The sequence below is a fragment of the Fluctibacter corallii genome (genome assembly GCF_025751585.1).
Classification (GTDB): domain Bacteria; phylum Pseudomonadota; class Gammaproteobacteria; order Enterobacterales; family Alteromonadaceae; genus Fluctibacter_A; species Fluctibacter_A corallii.
Window position 1 is genome coordinate 233,770 of record NZ_JAOWKX010000005.1, and the last position, 17,943, is coordinate 251,712.

At 43.6% G+C, this 17,943-nt stretch carries 17 protein-coding genes; 6 read left to right on the top strand and 11 right to left on the bottom strand.

Annotation, left to right across the window (positions count from 1 at the left end; genetic code table 11):
• Positions 1-32 precede the first annotated feature (32 nt).
• Positions 33-563 (top strand): hypothetical protein, encoded by a 531-nt coding sequence (locus OE749_RS11220; protein WP_263712548.1) that lies wholly within the window; start codon positions 33-35, stop codon positions 561-563.
• An 81-nt stretch (positions 564-644) separates the two neighbouring features.
• Here OE749_RS11220 and OE749_RS11225 read toward each other — a convergent pair whose 3' ends face one another.
• From OE749_RS11225 to OE749_RS11240, 4 genes are all read right to left on the bottom strand, one after another.
• Positions 645-1,388 carry an alpha/beta hydrolase gene (locus tag OE749_RS11225; RefSeq protein ID WP_263712549.1) on the bottom strand — a complete coding sequence of 248 codons (744 nt, stop codon included), beginning with the start codon at positions 1,386-1,388 and terminating at the stop codon, positions 645-647.
• A gap of 51 nt (positions 1,389-1,439) precedes the next feature.
• Complete coding sequence (locus OE749_RS11230) at positions 1,440-2,801, bottom strand: DEAD/DEAH box helicase (protein ID WP_263712550.1); 1,362 nt, start codon at positions 2,799-2,801, stop codon at positions 1,440-1,442.
• A 182-nt stretch (positions 2,802-2,983) separates the two neighbouring features.
• Complete coding sequence (locus tag OE749_RS11235; protein ID WP_263712551.1) at positions 2,984-3,640, bottom strand: CoA transferase subunit B; 657 nt, start codon at positions 3,638-3,640, stop codon at positions 2,984-2,986.
• A 13-nt stretch (positions 3,641-3,653) separates the two neighbouring features.
• Positions 3,654-4,352, bottom strand: coding sequence for a CoA transferase subunit A (locus OE749_RS11240; protein ID WP_263712552.1), 699 nt, complete (start codon positions 4,350-4,352; stop codon positions 3,654-3,656).
• Between the two features lie 100 nt (positions 4,353-4,452).
• On the opposite strand from OE749_RS11240, the gene OE749_RS11245 reads away from it, so the two are divergent.
• Positions 4,453-5,355, top strand: a complete 903-nt coding sequence (locus tag OE749_RS11245) for a LysR family transcriptional regulator (protein ID WP_263712553.1) — start codon at positions 4,453-4,455, stop codon at positions 5,353-5,355.
• 108 nt (positions 5,356-5,463) lie between these two features.
• On the opposite strand, the gene OE749_RS11250 is transcribed toward OE749_RS11245, so the two are convergent.
• The 3 genes from OE749_RS11250 to OE749_RS11260 form a co-directional block, all read right to left on the bottom strand.
• Positions 5,464-5,931 (bottom strand): hypothetical protein, encoded by a 468-nt coding sequence (locus OE749_RS11250; protein ID WP_263712554.1) that lies wholly within the window; start codon positions 5,929-5,931, stop codon positions 5,464-5,466.
• Positions 5,932-6,044: 113 nt separating this feature from the next.
• Entirely contained in the window at positions 6,045-6,812 is a 768-nt protein-coding gene (locus tag OE749_RS11255) for a hypothetical protein (protein WP_263712555.1), read from the bottom strand.
• 48 nt (positions 6,813-6,860) lie between these two features.
• Complete coding sequence (locus OE749_RS11260; protein ID WP_263712556.1) at positions 6,861-7,553, bottom strand: sensor histidine kinase; 693 nt, start codon at positions 7,551-7,553, stop codon at positions 6,861-6,863.
• Positions 7,554-7,754: 201 nt separating this feature from the next.
• On the opposite strand from OE749_RS11260, the gene cysB reads away from it, so the two are divergent.
• On the top strand, positions 7,755-8,729 hold the full coding sequence (cysB, locus tag OE749_RS11265; RefSeq protein ID WP_263712557.1) for an HTH-type transcriptional regulator CysB: 975 nt from the start codon (positions 7,755-7,757) through the stop codon (positions 8,727-8,729).
• A 68-nt stretch (positions 8,730-8,797) separates the two neighbouring features.
• On the opposite strand, the gene OE749_RS11270 is transcribed toward cysB, so the two are convergent.
• From OE749_RS11270 to pabB, 3 genes are all read right to left on the bottom strand, one after another.
• The gene (locus tag OE749_RS11270) at positions 8,798-10,171 is read right to left on the bottom strand and encodes an L-serine ammonia-lyase (RefSeq protein WP_263712558.1); all 1,374 of its coding nucleotides are present in this window, start codon (positions 10,169-10,171) and stop codon (positions 8,798-8,800) included.
• A 112-nt stretch (positions 10,172-10,283) separates the two neighbouring features.
• On the bottom strand, positions 10,284-10,865 hold the full coding sequence (locus OE749_RS11275; protein WP_263712559.1) for a CoA pyrophosphatase: 582 nt from the start codon (positions 10,863-10,865) through the stop codon (positions 10,284-10,286).
• Between the two features lie 15 nt (positions 10,866-10,880).
• Complete coding sequence (gene pabB, locus OE749_RS11280) at positions 10,881-12,278, bottom strand: aminodeoxychorismate synthase component I (protein WP_318527879.1); 1,398 nt, start codon at positions 12,276-12,278, stop codon at positions 10,881-10,883.
• 112 nt (positions 12,279-12,390) lie between these two features.
• On the opposite strand from pabB, the gene OE749_RS11285 reads away from it, so the two are divergent.
• A complete protein-coding gene (locus tag OE749_RS11285; protein WP_263712560.1) occupies positions 12,391-13,920 on the top strand; it encodes a fumarate hydratase in 1,530 nt (509 codons plus the stop codon).
• A gap of 182 nt (positions 13,921-14,102) precedes the next feature.
• On the top strand, positions 14,103-15,566 hold the full coding sequence (gene rmuC / locus OE749_RS11290) for a DNA recombination protein RmuC (RefSeq protein ID WP_263712561.1): 1,464 nt from the start codon (positions 14,103-14,105) through the stop codon (positions 15,564-15,566).
• A gap of 155 nt (positions 15,567-15,721) precedes the next feature.
• Here rmuC and rimO read toward each other — a convergent pair whose 3' ends face one another.
• On the bottom strand, positions 15,722-17,179 hold the full coding sequence (gene rimO / locus OE749_RS11295) for a 30S ribosomal protein S12 methylthiotransferase RimO (protein ID WP_263712562.1): 1,458 nt from the start codon (positions 17,177-17,179) through the stop codon (positions 15,722-15,724).
• A gap of 314 nt (positions 17,180-17,493) precedes the next feature.
• Here rimO and OE749_RS11300 point away from each other — a divergent pair, with 314 nt between their 5' ends.
• Positions 17,494-17,904: a type 2 periplasmic-binding domain-containing protein gene (locus OE749_RS11300; RefSeq protein WP_263712563.1), complete on the top strand. Its 411-nt coding sequence runs from the start codon at positions 17,494-17,496 to the stop codon at positions 17,902-17,904.
• The last annotated feature ends 39 nt before the right edge of the window (positions 17,905-17,943 follow it).

The following is a 17,943-nucleotide window of genomic DNA, read 5'->3' on the forward strand; positions in this document are numbered from 1 at the left end:
GACGAATAAATTACGAAGAAGGAAGGTGTGGCATGTTTCGAGCTATCATTTCTTTCATGTTATTACCCATTTTCTGTGTTGAGGCTAACCACGATCTTGCAAAGGTGATGGCAGGATACGAAGGGCATTGGCACGGGCATGTCGAATACAACGATAGGCAAGGGGAGGTTAAGACTCAAGCAACGGTTGAGTTGGTGGCAATACTTGCCCAAAATGATACGGCGTTAGTGAAACAATATGCGTTTTCTGAAGCTGGGCATCAGACTCGTGCGACCGCATTATTTGCTTTAGATGTAACAGGGAGAAAGGCCATTGAGAGCTATTTTACTGCGAGTCAGCGCTATTTATTTTCTTACGATGTAGTAGAAAGTGACTATCAGAATAAATTCAACTGGCGGTACACACTGACAGAATATGGAATTAACAACAACATGCCAGCGACAATCACGCGCAAAGTACAACGTAAAGGCAATATACTAAACAGTAAAACCTTTGTTCGCTACGACCATAGTCCTTATCAGCAATTGCTACGCGACAGCATGATGCTGGCGACGAATAATTGATATTGAAGAGAGATTCCAGTCACATCGTCACGTTTACACAGAAAACTTGGCATATAAAATTCGTTCGTATTTCAGTGAGCATTAAGTGGTTTCATCTTTTAGCGTACAAGATTGTGAACGCAGCCATTGTTTAATTATCTTTTGAATATCTGATTTTAGCCATGCAGGACCATAATCTGACATATCGTTGTGCCTAGCATTCTCAATTTTTATCACGCAACTACCGTATTGTGATTGCTCGGTTTTGGAGGGCAATACGCCTTCATCTGCTTTAAAATCAGAGGCTCTTAGAGATAATACCTTTATTTCTGATGTTCTAGGAAGCGGCACACGACGATGATCTAAGGTAATTATTTGCTTTACATAGCTTGGTGACTTGCGTAAAAGCCAAGCTGAAATATCGCCCCCGTTTGAGTGTCCCACCAACGTGATAGTATTAAAATCGAACGCACGATACCTAACCTGAAGTTTGTCCCTCACAATGTTTAGCGTTTCAGCGCCACGTATCCAGTTTTCTTTGCGGGTTTCAAATAAATTACCTGATACAGACAGTGGAGGGTCCATAGGTAATTCATGTCTGATAGCGACAACTAAATAACCGAGCTCAGAGAACAGACTAGACAAAAATTGATACTTTGTGTGAGGAACACCGTAACCAGCGCTTAGAAAAATAACAGGGCACTTCATGTCATTTGAGCAGTTATCATTAGTTAGTGGAACGGATACATCTATCGGAATACTTCTGTCCCGGAGAGAATCAATGATTTCGTCTGCACACCCAAATGTACAGACGAAGATAAGCATAAAAGCAAGAAATCTGTTCATTATATTCCCGGCTGTCGCGCTGGTGTCATTGCCTAAGTTGGCTTTGGTGTCTTACTCGTTCTCTTGAGATTCAGCGCTTTCGTCATCATTAACGTCCTGGGTTTTTCGAGGCTTACGTTTTAATGGTGCGTCGCCGACATCTACGCCTTCCATATGTTTAATACGTTTGGCCTTAGGTTTGGCCTGTGAGGCAGATGGCTTGTCGGCGTTGGTTCCCGCCGCAGATTTCCATGGATTGGACTTTTTCTTGGGTTTGTCTTTGTAGCCTTTAAAGGTTGCTTCAAATCCCTCAAGGGTTTCTGCTTCAATGCTTTGCGTTAGAAAACGTTTAACGTGTTTAAAGCTATTCCAATCTTTCGGGCCGACAAAAGACAGGGCTTTACCTTTTTGTCCTGCACGTCCAGTACGGCCAATTCGGTGCACATATTCGTCTGCCATTTTTGGCAGATCGAAGTTAATGACCAAGGCAACATTGAGCAGATCCAATCCGCGTGACGCTACATCTGTGGTCACTAATACCTGATACTGCCCACGGCTGAAGGCGTTCATGATATTGCTTCGTTGCGATTGGTTTAACTCGGCACTTAGTGCAGTAGACGAAACATTTTTTTCTTCAAGCAATTTGGCCAAACGCTCAGTGTCGCTACGCGTGGCCGTAAACACGATAACTTGTTTATTCTCGGCCTCTGAAATGACTGCCGATAACATGGCATCTTTATGCTCAATATGATCAGCAAAGAAAAAACGTTGCTCGATATCCAAATGCTCTTCATTTGCTTGACCAACGCTTATACGTTGTGGTGCATTGAGCATTTCACGCGTCATGTAGTGAAGCTCTGCACTATCAAGCGTGGCAGAAAACATCATGGTTTGACGCTTTCTATGATCGGCTGCACGGTCGATGGCCTTGAGCTCAGATGCAAAACCTAAATCCAACATACGATCAGCTTCATCGAAAATGAGTAATTCTAATCCATTCAAAAATAAAGAGCGGTCTTTTAGGTGATCAGCAACGCGACCAGCTGTACCTACAATAAATTGAGGACCTCGTCGTAGTGCTTTGACCTGATCGTTGAAGTTTTCTCCACCCAAAATCAGCGCACTATGCAGAGACATATTGGCGGTCAGCCACTTAAGCTGCATGAATACCTGTTTAGCTAATTCGCGAGTGGGAGCCAAAATCAAAACGCGAGGATCTTTTTTACTCAGCGCTTTGGTGCGCAGTACTCTGTGAACAGCGGGTAGCAAAAAGGCCAGTGTTTTACCCGAACCTGTTTTTGAAGACGCAAGTAGATCTTTTCCGAGTAAGGCGTGGGGTAATGCCTTGGCTTGAATTTCAGTGGCTGTGTCGAAGCCTTTGGCAGTTAAAGCAGATAAAATTCGATGATCGAGTGGAAAGTCACTAAATTGCAAAATACGTCTCTTATATGAATGATTACGTCACTAAAGCCTAGCGGGTAATTTAAAGGATGGTTCAGAATTAATAGCTTAGTTTACACTGAACGCCATATAGAACAAAGCGGAATATTCTTTGTTGTGGTATGTATGATGGGGAACATGGTGGCGAAGAACCCAGTGTCTTCGCCACCAACTGATTAGAACGTCATTTCTGGTACGTTGTCAGAGGCTATCAATTTCCCTGCGGTTTTTTCACGGATTTCATCAACGCTTACACCCGGAGCACGTTCTTTTAGGTGGAACGCACCGTCTTTCACTTCCAATACGGCAAGATCGGTAATGATGCGGGTAATGCAATTTACGCCAGTAAGAGGCAAGGTGCATTCAGACAACAACTTCGAATTACCGTGTTTGTCTGCGTGAGTCATGGTAACGATGATGTTTTTCGCACCCGCGACTAAATCCATCGCACCGCCCATGCCTTTGACCAGCTTGCCGGGGATCATCCACGATGCAATATTGCCATTAACGTCCACCTCAAAAGCGCCCAATACGGTAATATCGACGTGTCCACCACGGATCATTGCGAAACTTTCCGAAGAGTTAAAAATTGATGCTCCCGTAATGGCTGTCACGGTTTCTTTGCCTGCATTGATCATGTCTGCATCAAGCTGCTCTTCGGTTGGGTAAGGCCCCATGCCGAGTAATCCATTTTCAGATTGCAACATCACGGAAATCCCTTTGGGGACATAGTTTGCTGCGAGAGTAGGGATACCAATACCTAAATTAACGTAATCGCCATCGTGAAATTCTTTGGCAACGCGCATTGCGATTTGATCTCGAGTAAGTGCCATTATCGTGTTCTCCTTACTTGGCCAGTACTTTGCGTTCGATGCGTTTTTCGAATGTACCTTTGATTACGCGATTAACGTAGATTCCCGGCGTGTGAATTTCACTAGGCTGCAGCTCGCCGGGCTCGACGATTTCCTCGGCTTCTACAACGGTTATTTTTCCTGCTGTGGCAGCCATGGGGTTGAAGTTTTGCGCGGTATGACGATAAACACAGTTGCCGTACTTGTCAGCCTTCCATGCTTTCACAATAGCGAAATCACCTGTAATAGATTCCTCGAGAATGTACTGTCTTCCATTAAACTCTCGTGATTCTTTGCCTTCGCCAACAGGTGTGCCATAACCGGTTGCTGTGTAAAAAGCCGGAATACCCGCTCCACCAGCACGCATTTTTTCAGCGAGCGTGCCTTGTGGGGTTAGCTCGACTTCCAATTCACCATTAAGAAGCTGTTGTTCAAACAATGCGTTTTCGCCTACGTAGGAAGACACCATTTTCGTTATCTGTTTGTCTTCTAATAGCAACCCAAGGCCGAATCCATCAACACCGCAGTTATTAGATACTACTGTTAGCCCTGTTGTTTTCATGGTTTTGATATGGGCAATTAACCCTTCAGGGATGCCGCAAAGGCCAAAGCCACCTGCGATCAGAGTCATGTTATCTTTTAGCCCTTCTAGTGCCTCTTCATAGGTACTGACGACTTTATTGAAGCCTGCCATTGCAATTTTCTCCGTTTACATATTGGCTTTAGTATTAAAAAATCTGTTAATAAAGTAAAATTAATTAAATATAATGATTAATAAAAATTACTAATTAAAAATGTCTGTTACGTATCGCCAAGTAGAATCGTTTGTAAGAGTAGCGCAATCGTCAAATTTTGCTGAGGCGGCAGAACGCTTGCATTTGTCTCAACCTGCGTTGTCATTGTCGCTCAAAAAATTGGAATCCATGTTAGGTGGTAAACTCATTTCGCGAAGTACCCGAAGCGTCAGGCTAACGCCAGAGGGCAAAGAGTTTTTACCGATTGCTCTTAGGTTATTAAATGATTGGGATCGGGCTGTGGAAGATATGCAAAGCCGTTTCTCTGCGCAACAAGGCAAATTAAGCATTGCGGCCATGCCTTCATTCGCTGCGACGGTGCTGCCAAATATTCTCTCATTGTTTCATTCACATTTTCCAAACATCAGTTTGTCAGTTTCGGATGTCGTGATGGAAACTGTCTTTCAACAAGTGAGGGAAGGGCGTGCTGAACTAGGGTTTACGTTTGAGTCCGATAGGTATGATGGTGTTGCTTTTCACACGTTATTTTATGATGCGTTTACTTTGGTAGTGCCACCCAATCACGCGTTAGATTCAGAGTCAGTGGTATCTTGGTTCGCATTGCAAGATTTCCCTTTTGTCGCGATGAATCGAGGATCAACGATTAGGGGGTGGCTGGACGATATATTTTCGACGAAGGCGCTGGCAGTCAATGTGGTAGCTGAGGCAAATCAACTTGCCACAATAGGACAATGTGTGAAATTCGGGTTAGGCGTGTCTGTTGTTCCGCAAGTGTGCGCAGAACAAATGCGCCAGAATGGTTTGGTCTGTATTCCTTTAAAAGAAGTATGGCTTCGAAAAAAAGTGGGAATAATTCGTTCAACGCATCACGAATTGTCTGTAGCGGCGGATCGATTTTGGTCATTGGTGCGTGAAGACGACACGCTAATTTTCCCTTATTGAATGCTGTCTGCACTGACTCAATTATATGCAATTGAAGGGAACAGTAAAAAGAGTCTGGCTTAATCGCGTAGCCAAACTCTTTTAATCGAAATAGGGTGTTTTCTACAATTAGAAAGGTTGACCACCATTCACTGCATTGAGTGTGTAGCCATAGCGCCCTGATACTGAGTAGTATGCAATCGTTGATGCAAACACAGCTTTATCAATGCAAGTCTTAGATTTTGATTCCCAAGAAATTTTGCCCACACCAATATCTTGCGTATAGGTGTGAAAATAGAACTCGCCTTGCTGACCAGGTTCTAGCATGGCACCTTCAGCACTCAGTGGTGTATTGGCGGTCGAAAAGTGAAATTTGTATTGATTTGCCGACGGGCTTTCTATTGGGCCGTCAGGATTGTTAAGCGCAACTTTAACATTAATCGTTTCGTTAGAAATATTTGTAATGACATAGCCACCAGTAAAGCCGCCTCCAGCAGGCCCTGTTGCATGTACATAGGCTTGTCCGGTAGAAATACACTCGTCCGCGAACGCATTAAAAGCAGATAGCATTAAGCCTGTAATCAATATTTTTTTCATGTTTTATGTCCTTTAAACGTTGTCCCTATAACAATTAGGGACAACAAATTTAAAGAACATACCTACAGGATAAAACGGGTTTATCTATACGTAAGTATTGGAAAGAATACACCTTACCATTTCTTCTTCGGCGCAAATAATTCGTCTAAGTCACCGTTTTCTTCAGATTTTTTCTTCTTACGATCTTCAGCGTTGGCATTGCGAAGATTGTCTTGAATTTCTTTGAGCTGTTCCGTGATTGATTGAAGCTTTTGTTTCGCGTAATCATCTAATGTATTTTGTGCTTCAAGCGCTGATTTGGCCTTCTCAAAATACTGTCTTGCAGAGCCCATCATGCCGGTCTGTAGCGCGGCATTACCACGTTTGATTAAGGTTTCAACATTAACTCTCAGCTGCAATGCTGCAAGCAATCGGTCTTCTTTCGCGAACGTTGATGAATCTACTTTGCCTTTACTGTGCTCTGAGCGCAATAAAACGCGAAATTTTTTGATCGCTTGAATGTATTGGATGATGAGTTTGTCGTTGTCGGGCAACCTGAATGCGTCAGGCGCGGGTGGCTCTGCCGACACGTTAATGGCCTTGCTGCGCTCTTCGCTTTCTTTTATGCGTTGCTTGATGTCGGCGACACCGGGTGTCATTTCATTGATCACCTTCAGTGCATTGTAAATTCGCTGATGAAGAATATGCACCAGCTGTTGAGACACCGGCATCGAGTCTGCGGCCATTAAAACATTCTCAGTTTCGTCAATGATTGCCCGTTGTTTGGCAACCTCAGTACGTTTTTCTGCTTCAATCCGTTCTCTGTGTTGTTGCACTGCATTCACAACAATCGCCACAACGATGAGGGCGACGATCAGTATGATGACGATAGTAAAAATCATTTTATTATTATTTCCAGTTACTGCTTAACATGTTCATAGGCATTACCTTTAGGGTAATCGGAGCGTAAATACGCTGCCACCAAGTGTGCCGCCATTGGACAATACAATCTCTCCCTTGCGATTTCCAGTACTATGCGCACCAGCAATTAACCTCGCAAAGAAAAGTCCTAGGCCTGTTCGTCCATGACTAATATCAAAATCTTGTATATTTATCGTCGTTGCCTTCAGCATACTTGAGGGATAACCTTTGCCGTCATCCTCTACTTGAAAAACAATATACCCGTTTTCTTCAAAAATTTTTAATTGAATTGTGCTTTTACAATACCGCATGGCATTGATGATGACGTCATTGATAAGTAACACAACCAAATCCCTGTCTAAGTACCACACCAAATTGCCGCTTTGTTCTACTGTAAGCGTTAAGCCTTTGTGCTTTGCATAGCTTTCGTTGTTATACAGGAGCTCATCAATGAGATCCTCGATGTAGCATTCGTCTACATTTAATGGCAGGCTTTCAATTTCTGCTCGGTATAATGAAAGAAGCTGAACCAAACCCGTGTTGAGTCGAGATGCCTCATAATGGGCTGTAGCGAGATGGTTTTTAGCAACCGAGTTTGAATCCTCTACTTTTAAACTTAATTCTTCTATCGTCTGACTAAGTAAACACAGCGAATTCTTCATATCGTGAACTGCCGCCGCGAGTACAGTCGAAAAGTCTATGGGGTGTCGTTCATTATTCATAGTGGTGCTGTTTAAAAAACCATCGGATCATTGTTACTACCTTCATACAGTATCCTTTAAAAACAGCGATTTACCAAAAAAACCATCCAATTTCGAAAAAAATGCGGCTTTTTCTAAAATTTTATGGAATTAATTCTCGCTTGGGTATATATAATTTGCATATAGAATAGAAAAGAGTCAAATGGGTTTTAGGCATAGGACATGAAATTACAGCAACTTCGTTATATTGTTGAGGTTCTCAATAACAACTTAAATGTTTCTGCTACCGCTGAAAATTTATACACTTCACAACCTGGCATTAGTAAGCAAGTACGGATGCTTGAGGATGAATTAGGAGTACAGATTTTTGGTCGCAGTGGCAAACACCTGACTCATGTGACGGATGCTGGTAAAGATGTGATTAACATTTCCCGCGAGATTCTTGCTAAAGTGGAAAGCATCAAAGCGGTAGCAAGAGAGCATACTTTGCCAGATCAAGGCAAACTCAATATTGCGACTACTCATACTCAGGCGCGTTATGCGCTCCCTGATGTTATTCAGGGCTTTATGTCTAAATACCCCAAAGTGTCTTTGCACATGCACCAAGGTACGCCATCTCAAATTAGCGATCTTGCCGCGAAAGGCGAGGCCGATTTTGCGATTGCGACCGAAGCATTGCATTTGTATAACGATTTAGTGATGTTGCCATGTTATCACTGGAATCGCAGTATTATCGTTAATCGTGAACATCCTCTCGCCAAGAAAACGTCAATAGGAATAGAAGACATTGCTGAGTTTCCGTTGGTTACTTATGTTTTTGGTTTTACGGGGCGTTCAGAACTTGACCAGGCGTTTGAAAAGGCTGGGCTGGAACCTAAAATCGTGTTTACTGCAACGGATGCAGACGTGATTAAAACCTATGTGCGCTTGGGTGTAGGTATTGGTGTTATTGCGTCAATGGCGATTGATGAAGAGCTTGATTCAGATTTGGTGAAAATAGACGCTAGCCATATGTTTGAGTACAGTACGACCAAAATTGGTTTTAGAAAAGGTTCATTCTTGCGTAGTTATATGTATGACTTTATTGAGCGCTTTGCCCCGCATTTAACCAAAGATGTAGTTGAAAAAGCGATGATGCAGAAAAACAATGATGAAGTAGAGAAGATGTTTAAAGGATTGACGTTACCCGTAAAGTAAAGGGTAGCCCTTTATTCTTATGACTACCTGCCGCTGAAGCGGCAGGTTAAATCAGATAACAGGGATTTCTAGCACTCGATTATATTCACAGCGAGCCCGCCTCGTGCAGTTTCTTTGTATTTTGACTTCATGTCATTTCCTGTATCCCACATGGTTTTAATCACTTTGTCTAACGACACCTTGTGATCGCCAGTTCCTCGCAGTGCTAGCCTAGACGCATTGATTGCTTTAATTGCACCCATCGCATTACGCTCAATGCAAGGCACTTGTACCAATCCGCCAACGGGATCGCACGTAAGACCAAGGTTATGTTCCATTCCTATTTCGGCCGCACATTCAACTGCACCTGGGCTTCCACCAAGTATTTCGGTTAAACCACCCGCTGCCATGGAGCATGCAACGCCGACTTCTCCTTGGCAACCGACTTCTGCCCCTGAGATAGACGCATTTTTCTTATACAAAATGCCTATTGCCGCACAGGTAAGTAAATAGCGTGCCGCCGTATCTTTGGTGACTGGTCGAATAAATTTATCGTAGTAGCATAGTACCGCTGGGATAATACCGGCTGCACCATTCGTTGGTGCTGTGACAATGCGGCCGCCTGCTGCATTTTCTTCATTCACTGCAAGCGCAAATAAGTTGACCCAGTCCATAGCTTGCATTGGATCCGACGTTTGCTCGCTGGTAAGGCGGCGGTGAAGGGCTGGCGCACGTCGTTTCACTTTCAGGCCTCCTGGAAGAATGCCTTCAGTACCAATCCCGTTATTAACCGATTCCAACATGACTTGCCAGATATGCCAAAGCTTATCGGTAATATCTTCTTTCGTCGCTTGGGTTTGTTCATTCTTATACATTAATGAACTGATACTAAACCCGTGTTCTTTGCAGTGTTCTAGAAGCTGTGCTGCGCTACTGAAGGAATAAGGTACGTCTTCTTGCACTTGTTCAATGGTTGTTTTCTTAACCGCCTCAAAATCTTCATCTTTGACGATAAAGCCGCCACCAATTGAATAGTAGGTTTGGCTCGCCAGCAGCGTTTTTCCTTCATAAGCATGAATTGTCATGCCGTTGGCGTGTTTAGGCAGTGACTTTCTTCGATGAAATGTGATTGCCCCTTGATTCGGGAATGCAATGTCTTTTTCGCCGTTGAGGGATAAAGATTGAGTAACATCGACTTTATGCAATAACGCGTCGACACTACTCACATCTACGGTTTCAGGTTGCAGACCATGAAGACCAAGAATGACAGCCTTACCTGTACCATGGCCTTTGCCTGTCTGGCCCAGCGAGCCAAACAGTTCTACTTCAACGTTATCTGTTTTGTCGAAAAGCTGTTGCGCTTTTAAATCCTGACAAAACTGGCATGCCGCGCGCATTGGCCCGACGGTGTGTGAACTTGACGGCCCGATGCCGACACTGAACATATCAAACACACTGATCATTGTTAATTCTCTAATTCTTCGCTTGATGGCGCCAACTATGCGTAAATCTATACACTAGGGCAAGTTGATAAATCTAATGTTTCGGAAAAGTTAATCTAATGTTATGTAAAGTTTAGTTTGCTTTGTGGTGAATGTGATTCGATAAATTCCTGATAAATGCTGCGGTTGCGCCCCAAATTTGTTTGTTTTCCCACGGAATAAAGTAGATGGGATGTACGGCCTTTTTTCGCTCAACCCAATGAATAAAATGATTGGTTTTGTCTAACAGAAAAGCAAGAGGCACTTCAAACACATTATCGACTTCATTTTCATCTATTTTAAGTGAAAAGGTATCAGAAACGAAAGACACAAATGGTAAGACCTCAAAACGACTCACCGTTCTAAATTTGGGCAATGTACCTATCACATCAATATATTGGCGTGTAATGCCAATTTCTTCTTCCGTTTCCCTGAGGGCAGTATCAAGCAAACTTTTATCTGTAGGCTCTTGTTTTCCACCTGGAAAACTGATCTGGCCGGCATGATGCCGTAAATGTCTTGCGCGTTGAGTAAATAACATGGTGAGAGAGTCTTCTCTGACAACGATTGGCAGCAATACAGCGGCTGGCCTAGCCTGAACACGCAGAGGAAAATCTGATTCAGGCGGAACCACTCTTACATGCTGGAATTGTGCTAAAAACTCATCTTTATTCATGTTACCTAAATGCTGTTAGCTTTCTAAAACAGGCAAAATTTTCGCTACCTTATCAAAGGTTTCCTGATATTCTGAATCTGCCTCAGAGTCTAACACAATGCCACCGCCGGCCCAGCAATAAACCGCGTTTTTTTCTAATAGCAGCGTTCTAATACAGATGCTGGTGTCCATGTCATTATGAATGCCAATATAGCCTATGCTTCCGCAATAAATATTCCGTCTATGAGGCTCCAGCTCATCGATGATCTCCATCGCACGGATTTTGGGCGCACCAGTAATAGAGCCACCCGGAAAGGCGTGCTGAAGCAAAGATAATGAATCATGCTCGGGCGCTAGTGTGCCTGTCACGGTGCTAACCAAATGATGCACAGCAGAAAAGCTCTCAATATCAAATAGGGCGGGAACATCTACGCTGCCCGCCATGCAGGTTCGACTTAAATCATTACGCAGTAAGTCGACAATCATTAAATTTTCAGCTTTGTCTTTTGTTGATGCTAATAATGCCGCTTTTAAAGCAGAATCTGTTGCTTCATCCTGATGCCTTGGTCGCGTGCCTTTAATCGGTTTGGTTTGCACTTTTCTATTTCTGCACTGTAAAAACCGTTCAGGTGAGATACTCAATATATGGTAATTATCGAAAGACAAAAACGCAGAAAAAGGGGCAGAATTTTCTTGTCTTAATGCCAGATACGCTGAAATAGGGCTTCCAGAAAACGTGCTTTTAAAGCGTTGCGCAAAGTTCACTTGATAACAATCACCAGCCAATAAGTATTCATGAATATGGTGCAACTTCTGTGTGTACTCTTCTTGAGAGATATTCGCCTGCCACGCAGATGTAAGTGTAAAGGGTAATGTCGCATGGCTATTTTCAAAGAATCGCACGCATTCATGGTCGCTGGGTGTGGCATAATCATTATGTCGACACACGTAAATCGTCTTGGTGTGGTTGTCTTTAATAATTGACCAAGCGTAAATGCCTATCGCCATATCGGGTGCTTCATACTCGTTGATAGCCGCGGAAGGAAGCACCTCAAATTGCCTACCTAAATCATACCCAAAGTAGCCTAATGCGCCGACTATAAAAGGCAGAGGTTGGTTTTCATCTGCTTTAATGGAAAAGCCCGTATCAACTAACAGTGCTCTAAGCGCGCTTAGCGGAGAGGTTGAGTTTTCTTTAATGTCAGTAGGGGCACTTGCTCTACTAACACGATTTATACCACATTGGTGAGTAATGGTAGCAACGGGGTTGGTAACAAATATATCAAACCGGCTGTCTGGATGTTGGCTATTCGATGAATCTAACAGCATGGTCCAAGGCGTATCTTGAAAGTGCGATAAGAGCGCGGTTAAATCATGGTTGCTGTTCTCAAAAAGCGTCGAGATAGTATATTTATCGTGCCAATTTGTCATCATGTTGGGTAACTAGCGTAAAAAAAGTGATTAGTCATGGAGCTATTTTGGCGGGCAGGTTATCATATTGTGATAACGCTAACGACAATAATCTCTTAACGACGAAGAGGCAATTATGGCAACAATCCGTCAACAGGATTTCATTGATAGCATCGAAGATGCGCTGCAATTTATTTCTTACTACCACCCGCTAGATTACGTAAAAGCGGTTGAAGAAGCTTATAACAGGGAAGAAAGCCAAGCGGCCAAAGACGCCATGGCGCAAATTCTGATTAATTCACGTATGTCGGCAGAAGGGCACCGTCCTTTGTGTCAAGACACGGGCATTGTGACGTGTTTTGTCAAAATTGGCATGGACGTGTCGTGGGATAAAACCGACATGACGGTTCAGCAAATGGTAGATGAAGGAACACGTCGCGCTTACACCAATAGCGATAATCCTCTTCGCGCCTCAATTGTGGCTGATCCAGCTGGTGCACGTAAAAATACCAAAGACAACACCCCAGCCGTTGTGCATATTGATATGGTGCCAGGTGACAAGATTGAGGTAATGATTGCCGCAAAAGGCGGCGGTTCAGAGAATAAGTCAAAAATGGCCATGCTCAATCCCAGCGATGATATAGCTGAGTGGGTAGTGAAAACGTTACCGAGCATGGGGGCGGGTTGGTGTCCTCCAGGTATGCTAGGAATTGGTATTGGTGGCACGGCAGAAAAAGCGGCTGTGTTGGCAAAAGAAAGCTTGATGGATCCAGTAGATATTCAGGAGTTGATGGCACGTGGTGCTGAGACGACTGAAGAAAAGTTACGTTTAGATATTTTCAAGAAAGTGAACGATCTCGGTATCGGTGCACAGGGTTTGGGCGGTTTAACGACAGTGGTCGACATCAAAATTAAATCACTTCCAACCCATGCGGCTTCTAAGCCCGTAGTGATGATTCCAAATTGTGCTGCGACGCGTCATGCTCATTTCTATCTAGATGGTTCTGGTCCGGCTGAATTGAAAGCGCCTAAATTGGAAGATTGGCCAGAAGTGACCTGGGAAGTGGGTGAGAATACACGGCGTGTAAACCTTGATACGGTGACCAAAGAAGACATCCAAGAATGGAAGGTGGGCGAAACCGTGTTGTTGTCAGGCAAAATGCTGACGGGGCGTGATGCGGCACACAAACGCATTCAAACAATGATGGACAATGGTGAAGGCTTGCCAGAGGGGGTTGATTTAACCAATCGCTTTATCTATTACGTTGGGCCAGTGGACGCGGTAGGTGATGAAGTTGTTGGACCCGCGGGCCCGACAACCGCAACCCGCATGGATAAATTCACCGATATGATGCTTGAAAAGACAGGCTTGATTGGCATGATTGGTAAAGCTGAGCGCGGCCCTGCGACGGTAGATAGTATTGCTAAACACAATGCAGTTTATTTAATGGCAGTTGGTGGTGCAGCTTACCTTGTATCGAAGGCGATCAAGAAATCACGCGTTGTTGCCTTCGAAGACTTAGGAATGGAAGCCATTTATGAGTTTGAGGTCGAAGATATGCCAGTTACCGTGGCCGTAGATAGCACCGGCGCTAACGCCCATCAAACTGGGCCAGCTATTTGGCGCGCCAAAATCGCCGATTTGGATGAAACCTTAAAGGCATAAATTGTTATGCGAGAAAGGCGGCACTGGCCGCCTTTTTATATTTTTTTGCACTGAAGTTTATGCTCTGTTACATCATTTGCGGGTGCTACGGTGCGGTGAAGAGTAACAGATAAACTTCAATACACAATAATATAGCGAACTATGTCGTTTAGTAACCCGATTAATAACAATACGTGATAACCATGACAGAATTAAGCTTTCTTGATCCCACTTTTCTTCTCTTTGTTTTTTTCACCGCTAGCTGTGCAGCGGCAATTACATATAGCGTAATGAAATCGCGCCTTAGTGAGGCCGTATCTCGCGCCGACCAGGCTGAACAAAAGGTAATGTTAATCGATGGGCAGTTAGAAAGTGTGTCGCTGGCTCTGCAAGAGCTACAGCAAGAGTATAAACACACGCAGGAACGACTTTTTGGCGCACAGCAACAACTGGGTGAGTTATCGCAAAAGTCTGAGACTATTATTTCTCTTAAAGAAGAGAAACAAACGTTAGCTGACAAGCTTGATGAACAGCATGAGCGATATAGTCATCTTCGTGCACAATTCGATTCTTTGCATACTAAAGCAGAAGAAGAAAAGCGACATATGGAAGAAAAGCTTACTCATGTTGAAGACGCTGAAAAACGGTTGCAACAGCAATTTGAAAATTTGGCCAATAAAATTTTCGAGCAAAAAAGCCAAACGTTCAGTCAATCCAACAAAGAAGGTTTGAATGCGTTACTGACACCCTTAAAAGAGCAAATTGATGGATTCAAAAAACAAATTTCTGACCAATATGTAAAAGAAGGCCAAGAGCGGGCTTCTCTCAAAACAGAAATTATTAACCTAAAAGAGCTAAATAAACAAATTACTGAGGAAGCGGCTGCATTAACTCGTGCGCTAAAGGGAGATAATAAGCAGCAGGGTAACTGGGGCGAATTGGTACTAGAACGTATTCTCAAAGAATCTGGACTGCGAGAAGGTCACGAGTTTGAAAAGCAAGTATCAATGAAAAATGAGGGCGGTAAGCTCTACCAGCCAGACGTGGTGGTGCATCTGCCTAATGACAAAGACATCGTAATTGACTCCAAAGTATCCTTAGCAGCCTATGAGCGATATTTTAATGAAGTTGACGATGAAGCGGCACGCAAAAAGCATCTTGCTGAACATATTGATTCACTCAAGACGCATATTAAACAGCTAGGTAAGAAAGACTATCAGCAGCTGGAAGGAATACGCACACTGGATTATGTGCTGATGTTTGTGCCGGTCGAGGCTGCATTTTTGCTGGCGATTGACCAATCTCCAGACTTGGTGAAACTGGCATTAGATAACAACATTATGCTTGTGAGCCCTACCAATTTATTAGTAGCATTACGTACAATTAATAATATTTGGCAATACGAATACCAGAATCAAAACGCCCAGAATATTGCTAAGAAAGCGGCCGACTTATATGACAAATTTGTTGGGTTTACCACTGATATGGATGGCCTAGGCACCAGCTTGCAAACCGTACAAAAGCGCTATGATGCAGCGATGAATAAGCTAGTCGAAGGGCGTGGGAATCTGATACGCAAAGCGGAAGCATTTAAAGAACTCGGCGTTCAAACAACTAAAAAGATAGATCAGAAGCTAGTAGAAAAAGCCTTAAGTGATGATGAGTAAGCCATTGAGTTTAATGAAAGTGCGTTTACAAGACTGTTGAGTTGCTCATTCATCTTACGCTAATAACCCAATTGATTAATTCGTTTGGCTAAATTCAACAGAGGCAGATAAGCCTTGCCTCTGTTGAACATAGTTACTCGCTAAGCTATTCAAGTTTACATGGTAGCTTCGGCGTTATCTTCGCCTTCATCATCCTCATCGTCTACTTTCACGGCCCACATATCATGCTCATCGGCGTGGACAATTTGCGCCCATATTTTGTCACCTGGCGCAACATCGAATTCATCCGTTAGGTAAACTTTTCCATCAATTTCAGGGGCATCTGCATAACAGCGTCCCACCGCTCCTTCCGTAGTTACTTCATCAATTAATACTTGATATTCAAGGCCAATTTTGTCTTGAAGCTTCTGCGCACTAATACGTGCTTGTACCTCCATAAAGCGTTCAAAGCGCGATTGCTTTTCTTCTTCGCTTACTGGATCTGGTAAGTCGTTCGCCGTTGCGCCTTCTACGTCAGAGTATTTAAAACATCCAACGCGATCTAGTTGCGCCTCTTCAAGAAAGTCCAGTAGAGTTTGAAAATCTTCTTCTGTTTCGCCTGGAAAGCCAACAATAAAGGTAGAGCGAATGATCAGTTCAGGGCATATCTCTCTCCATGCCTTGATACGTTCCAACGTGCGCTCCGCAGCGGCAGGTCGCTTCATGAGCTTCAAAATACGCGGGCTGGCATGTTGAAGGGGAATATCCAAATAAGGAAGGATTTTACCTTCAGCCATCAGTGGTATTACTTTGTCTACTGATGGGTACGGGTAAACGTAATGTAATCTTACCCATATGCCCATTTCTCCCAATTTTTCACATAGTGCCACCATGTTGGTTTTGACTGGCATACCGTCCCAAAAACCTGTCTGGTGTTTGACATCGACACCGTAAGCACTGGTATCTTGAGAAATAACGAGCAACTCCTGAACGCCAGCATCTTTCAGTCGTTTGGCCTCATCTAATACGTCACCGATAGGGCGGCTGTCTAGATCGCCTCGCATAGAGGGGATGATGCAAAATGTGCAGCGGTGATTACAGCCTTCAGAAATTTTTAGATAAGCATAATGCCGTGGCGTTAGCTTTACACCGTGATCGGGAATCAATTGTTGAAATGGATTGTGCTGCGGCTTAGGTAAGTGATCGTGCACTTGTTCAACCACCGTCTCGTAGGCATGCGGTCCAGTGATCGCAAGAACATTAGGGTGAACTTCTCTGATCTCGTCTTCCTTCACGCCCAAACAGCCAGTTACAATCACTTTACCGTTTTCTTTTAATGCTTCGCCAATGGTATCTAACGACTCTTGTACCGCTGAGTCGATGAACCCACAGGTATTAACGATAACTAAGTCAGAATCATGATAGGTCGAAACAACATCGTATCCCTCAGTCCGGAGTTGGGTGAGAATGCGCTCAGAGTCAACCAAGTTTTTCGGGCAGCCTAAAGAGACGAAACCAATTTTCGCTTCGGTACCGGTTAAAACTGGCGCGTCTGCATTATGATGTTTACTGATTTCTTCTTTCGCAACACGTAACGTTGTGGTCTGTTGAGGATCAAATTTTTCGACGGTCATAGATGCCTGATAACTTAGTATTGAATTGGGGCGAGATTATACAGGAATAATTATGCTTGGGGTAGGTAAGGGGGGCTTGTCAAGGATATAATAATTTCTGTTGTTGGTTGGTTTTTTTTGGGGGAAAAAGATAACGGCAATAGCTTGATTACACAGTGTTTTCTACTATGGTGAAAAGGGGCATGGGGTGCTGCTTGTTACAAGTACCTAGTTGTCGTGTAAAAATTCACCATCGTTGGATGCTTCACAGCTAGGTGTGCTTCCAGCAAATTCGATAATCTGGACTTGATTTTTGGACTTTTCCAGGAGACATCATGATTAGACTACTTCTCGCCACTTTCATTTTTACAACCTTTATGACTCACGCAGACGTCCATGTTGTTGTTCATCCGAGTAATGCGGATACGTTTGATGTCACCACGGTGTCTCGTATTTTTATGGGAAAAAACAAGAGCTTTCCATCCGGACAACCTGCCATACCAGTCAATCAGACAGGCAATAAGGCGCTACTTGAGGAGTTTAACGATAAAGTGTTAAATAAATCGTCTAGTCAGATTAAGGCGTATTGGTCAAAACTCCTGTTTACGGGGAAAGGCCAACCTCCTCAGCAGGTTGTGAGTGAGGCAGAAATCGTTGATTTGGTGTCTAAAAACCCGAATATTATTGGCTTTGTCAGTGGTGATAGTGCACAAAATAGTAATTTGAAAGTGGTGTTATCACTCTAAACTGTTTCGTTTTATTGACTCTGTCGCGCACCATTCAGA

Excerpts from the sequence above, each read along its gene's own strand:
- OE749_RS11300 (WP_263712563.1), top strand. The coding sequence starts at position 17,494 with ATGATTAGACTACTTCTCGCCACTTTCATTTTTACAACCTTTATGACT.
- OE749_RS11285 (WP_263712560.1), top strand. The coding sequence starts at position 12,391 with ATGGCAACAATCCGTCAACAGGATTTCATTGATAGCATCGAAGATGCG.
- OE749_RS11240 (WP_263712552.1), bottom strand. The coding sequence starts at position 4,352 with ATGGCAGGCTTCAATAAAGTCGTCAGTACCTATGAAGAGGCACTAGAA.
- OE749_RS11260 (WP_263712556.1), bottom strand. The coding sequence starts at position 7,553 with ATGAATAATGAACGACACCCCATAGACTTTTCGACTGTACTCGCGGCG.
- OE749_RS11270 (WP_263712558.1), bottom strand. The coding sequence starts at position 10,171 with ATGATCAGTGTGTTTGATATGTTCAGTGTCGGCATCGGGCCGTCAAGT.
- OE749_RS11225 (WP_263712549.1), bottom strand. The coding sequence starts at position 1,388 with ATGAACAGATTTCTTGCTTTTATGCTTATCTTCGTCTGTACATTTGGG.
- OE749_RS11245 (WP_263712553.1), top strand. The coding sequence starts at position 4,453 with ATGTCTGTTACGTATCGCCAAGTAGAATCGTTTGTAAGAGTAGCGCAA.
- pabB (WP_318527879.1), bottom strand. The coding sequence starts at position 12,278 with ATGATGACAAATTGGCACGATAAATATACTATCTCGACGCTTTTTGAG.
- rmuC (WP_263712561.1), top strand. The coding sequence starts at position 14,103 with ATGACAGAATTAAGCTTTCTTGATCCCACTTTTCTTCTCTTTGTTTTT.
- OE749_RS11255 (WP_263712555.1), bottom strand. The coding sequence starts at position 6,812 with ATGATTTTTACTATCGTCATCATACTGATCGTCGCCCTCATCGTTGTG.
- rimO (WP_263712562.1), bottom strand. The coding sequence starts at position 17,179 with ATGACCGTCGAAAAATTTGATCCTCAACAGACCACAACGTTACGTGTT.
- OE749_RS11275 (WP_263712559.1), bottom strand. The coding sequence starts at position 10,865 with ATGAATAAAGATGAGTTTTTAGCACAATTCCAGCATGTAAGAGTGGTT.
- cysB (WP_263712557.1), top strand. The coding sequence starts at position 7,755 with ATGAAATTACAGCAACTTCGTTATATTGTTGAGGTTCTCAATAACAAC.
- OE749_RS11235 (WP_263712551.1), bottom strand. The coding sequence starts at position 3,640 with ATGGCACTTACTCGAGATCAAATCGCAATGCGCGTTGCCAAAGAATTT.
- OE749_RS11220 (WP_263712548.1), top strand. The coding sequence starts at position 33 with ATGTTTCGAGCTATCATTTCTTTCATGTTATTACCCATTTTCTGTGTT.
- OE749_RS11250 (WP_263712554.1), bottom strand. The coding sequence starts at position 5,931 with ATGAAAAAAATATTGATTACAGGCTTAATGCTATCTGCTTTTAATGCG.